The 3693-nt window shown below is 61.6% G+C and carries 6 protein-coding genes; 4 read left to right on the plus strand and 2 right to left on the minus strand.

Annotated features, from left to right (window positions below; translation table 11 throughout):
- Both OO70_RS50170 and OO70_RS50175 read right to left on the minus strand, forming a co-directional pair.
- The coding region (locus OO70_RS50170; protein ID WP_043688207.1) for a hypothetical protein at positions 1–360 on the minus strand (360 nt) is incomplete at its 3' end.
- An 84-nt stretch (positions 361–444) separates the two neighbouring features.
- Positions 445–1662, minus strand: coding sequence for a DUF932 domain-containing protein (locus OO70_RS50175; protein ID WP_050513936.1), 1218 nt, complete (start codon positions 1660–1662; stop codon positions 445–447).
- A 187-nt stretch (positions 1663–1849) separates the two neighbouring features.
- On the opposite strand from OO70_RS50175, the gene OO70_RS50180 reads away from it, so the two are divergent.
- The 4 genes from OO70_RS50180 to OO70_RS50195 form a co-directional block, all read left to right on the plus strand.
- The gene (locus tag OO70_RS50180; RefSeq protein ID WP_043688209.1) at positions 1850–2113 is read left to right on the plus strand and encodes a RuvC family protein; all 264 of its coding nucleotides are present in this window, start codon (positions 1850–1852) and stop codon (positions 2111–2113) included.
- A gap of 17 nt (positions 2114–2130) precedes the next feature.
- The gene (locus tag OO70_RS50185) at positions 2131–2646 is read left to right on the plus strand and encodes a hypothetical protein (protein WP_030529768.1); all 516 of its coding nucleotides are present in this window, start codon (positions 2131–2133) and stop codon (positions 2644–2646) included.
- Positions 2639–3025 (plus strand): hypothetical protein, encoded by a 387-nt coding sequence (locus OO70_RS50190; RefSeq protein WP_096772449.1) that lies wholly within the window; start codon positions 2639–2641, stop codon positions 3023–3025. The genes OO70_RS50185 and OO70_RS50190 overlap by 8 nt, the downstream gene beginning before the upstream one ends.
- Positions 3026–3174: 149 nt before the next feature.
- A partial coding sequence (locus tag OO70_RS50195; protein ID WP_234337152.1) for an SNF2-related protein occupies positions 3175–3693 on the plus strand: 519 nt, incomplete at its 3' end.

A 3693-nucleotide genomic window follows, 5' to 3' on the forward strand; every position in this document is an offset into this window, starting at 1 on the left:
CAACCGGCTCTGGAAGGGCTGCGCGAAGACGGTGACTGCGCGGATGGTGTCGATGTCGCTCTCCGCATCGGCCGCGTTGCCGCGACGATCTGCGCCGACGATCAGGCCTTTGCCAGCGAACGGCTGGTGGCCTGTCGCCATGTGAAACCAGCGCTCCGCGTTCTTCATGATGCCCTCGTCGTCGACGAAGATCGCATCGCGCCCCTTGAGGACGCCCGCGTAGGCCGTGGTGAACGTGGTGACCGGCATGCTCTCATGCGACAGCACGCGGTAGTAGGTGTTGATATCGTCCCCGTCGACCTCGACGTGTTCGATCTTACAGGCGAAGGGGTCGATCAGGATGGCTTTGACATTGGGCATCGGCGTGACTTTCGCTTTGTGAGTCGATTGTGAGTCCTGTGAGTCGAGTTAGGTATTTCGACTCACAAGATCAGCGTCAAGGTGCTAGGCGGCGAGGCCGAAAAGCTTGCCACCGAGGGTTTCGAGTTCGACGCGGTCATCAGTATTGGGAAGCTCCCGAGCGATGGCGGTGACGCCTTGGGTCACGTCCCAGATCGTGCGCGCCTTGCGGCCCTCTTCCCTCTCTACGGCTTCGAGGACGGAGCGAGCACGGCTGCGCGAGAGGCCGCGATTGTTGAGCCAGTCTACCATCTCGTCGTCGTCCTGCGCGATCTGCGCGGCCTTGGCGTTCTGTACGGTCTGTACAATCTTCGCGTCTGACGCCTTGGCGTACTCGATCAGGGCGGGCTCGACTTGGCGAATCCATCGCTCCGGTGCGCCCTTGGTATGCGAGATGCGGACGGTTTCGATGTTGTCCGCGCCCCAGATGATGCGGTTGCAGCACACGCCACGGAAGAGGAAGGCCTTGAGCCAGAGCGACGACTTGCCGACCTCGGACTGCGAGATGATGAAGCCGCGATACATCACGTCGTCCATGCCGTCCTTCGTCTTGCCGACGACGATGGGGCGATGCGGATCGGTGAGGAAGATGAACATGTCGCGGTCGCTCATGAAGAGCGTGGTCGTGTCCGTGGTGACCGGGTGGAAGGGGTCGTACATCATGGTCGACCATGACATCATGCCGGGCACGCGCCAGGCCGCGTCGTTCGAGACGCCGTCACCGGCGATCTTGCCCACGGCTTCGATCACTTCGTGGTTCGGGATACGGCCATAGTCGGGGCCGGTAGCCGCTAATAACTGCTTGTCCGACGTGTAGAACTTAGCCTCGGGATTGGAGCGGTTGTTGCGGAGGCCGTACATCACGGCGTCGGCGACGATGGGCGACGGAAGCGTGCGCAGATAGGACGGCGGAGCACCCGCGAGCTGCGAGAGCTGGCCGAACGACCAGTGCGAGAAGTTGAAGCTCTCGAAGCCATCGCCGACGTTCAAACCGACGCGGAGCTTGTTGAAGTCGTCACGAGTCTGCACTTCGGGCGTAAGCAGCTCGACGTTCTTGACCGCTACGACCTTCTCGCGGGAAACAAGGGACTGAGACCTCGCGTGCCTCCACATATCACGGAGAGACAGGAAGCGCTCGTCGGCCGGGCGACGCATCCAGTTCATGGAGGCGTCCATGATGGTGGTGCCCTTGGAAACGTCGACGCGGCCCGCGTTGATCGGCTGAGCGTCGACAGTCTGAGCGAGAGAAACAACGGTATTCATGGCGTTTAGTCCTTTCGGTTGCGTTGGGGCTCCCGCTGTGTGTGTGTCAGGAGCTTGGTAGGAGTTCTACCTGACGATTCTAGCAAACGCAATCCCCTCACGAAGTTATTTTTGGTAGGAGAAAAAGTTGACAGAACTAACACGCCGACCATATGGATCGGTCCAATCGTCAAAGTAGTGGGGAAATATGAAAGCTTATCTTGGGCTCGACCTCGGCACGTACATGGGGTGGGCGAACAAGCTGCATGAGGTCTGCGACGAATACGGCGTTCCGTACATCGGCCTCAGCGTTCAGGAGATCAAGAAGTTCGCCACCGGCAAGGGCGGCGGACCCCAGGCCACCAAGGACAAGATGATCGAGGCCGTCAAGCGTTGGGGCCACAACCCCCAGAGCGACGACGAGGCCGATGCCATCGCGATCCTCAAATGCGGATTGGAGACTAAGCTGTGACTACCGAAACCATTGTGATGACTGACCGCACGCCGGTCTCGTTCTGGAAGAAGATCAACCCGCTCTGGTGGCTGGTCGGTCCCGATGGCTGGAACGTCCCCGACGTGAACAACGGCGAGCCGTACCTGCCGGAAGTGACGAACATCTGGCTCCGCCGCTTCTACTGGTTCATCTGTCGCAACCCGCTGATGAACTTCGTCGGCTACGTCCTCGGCGTCGAGGACAACAACTACCGCGTCGAGGGCACCGCCCCCGTCCTGCTCACCACCTGGCGCGACGCTACGCCGCCGAAGACCGGCTGGAAGTGGGCGCTGCTATGGCCGCAGATTAGCTGGCCCGCGTTGCTCATGGCGATGCTGTGGATCGTGCTCACGTCCTTCCACCCCGTGTTCTACATCCCGTGGGTGTGGGCGATGTTGAAGTTCGCAGGACCCCTGCCCTTCATCTCCTACAACGGCGCGGTCGAGTTCTACATGGGTTGGCGTCCGGCCTCGGGTGGGTTCGGCACAAAGATCGTGCTGCACAATGACTGAGAGCAAGCTGGTAGCCCGACCGCTGACCGAAAAGCAACGCATCGCTCTTCTCGCCGTGGCGCGCGGAGGGATACGCGTGGTCGAGCGCGTCGGTCAACACGGCGCTCAATACTACGAGATGTTGGCCCCTGGTGGTCATCAGATCGGCGGACAGTTCGCGGCGCTCAAGCGTCGCGGCTTCGTCTGTTGGAAGCGAGGCCCTGCGTTGACCATCGCCGGAGCGTTCGAGCTGTACTTCGACGTGTCACTATTGGACTGCCCGGCCGACGCCGACTGCCGCACGACTTGCTGTTGTGGCGACCTTGTCGAGCACCACGGTATGGGCAGCGGCCACAGCCCCGTGCCGATGCACGACTATTATTGCGAAGGCAGAGCGTGAGCATCCGCGAGAACATTGTAGCGCTCGGCTACCTGGCGGTGCCGAGCGGGTGGATCGTGCTGCTCGCCGTCCTGGCTGTCGGGCACTATCTCGGAAAGTGGTGAATGGGTAGAGAGCTTCGTCCATACCAGATCGAGGACGGCAACTACGTGGCGGGTCGCTTCGCCACGCTGATCGGCCATGAGCCTCGCGTCGGTAAGACCAACGTCGCGATCCGTGGCGCAGACTTGGTTGAGGCCAAGCTGGTCGTTATCGTGTGTCCGGCCGCCGTGAAGGAAAGCTGGCGCGAAGCCATCTTGGAGTTTCGCAAGGCGGGGTGGTGGGCCATCATCGTCAGCTACAACAAAGCGCCGAACGTCCTGAAGGTCGTGCGCGGCAAGAAGTACGTGCTGATCGTCGACGAATCGCACTACGCCAAGGATCGCGCGGCGCAGCGCACGAAGGCCGTCTACGGCACGCTGTGCGACAAGATCGGCGGCCTGGCCGAGTATGCGACCAACGTCTTCTGCCTGACCGGCACGCCGATGCCGAACAATCCCACTGAGCTGTGGCCGATGCTCCGCGCGCTCGCCCCGGAGCTGATCGACAACGGGCGCGGCAAGCCGCTGAGCTGGTCCGCCTTCCGCGACAAATACTGCCGCATGGTCAACACGCCGTTCGGCGTGAAG

This window comes from Streptomyces xylophagus, assembly GCF_000716435.1.
Lineage (GTDB): Bacteria > Actinomycetota > Actinomycetes > Streptomycetales > Streptomycetaceae > Streptomyces > Streptomyces xylophagus.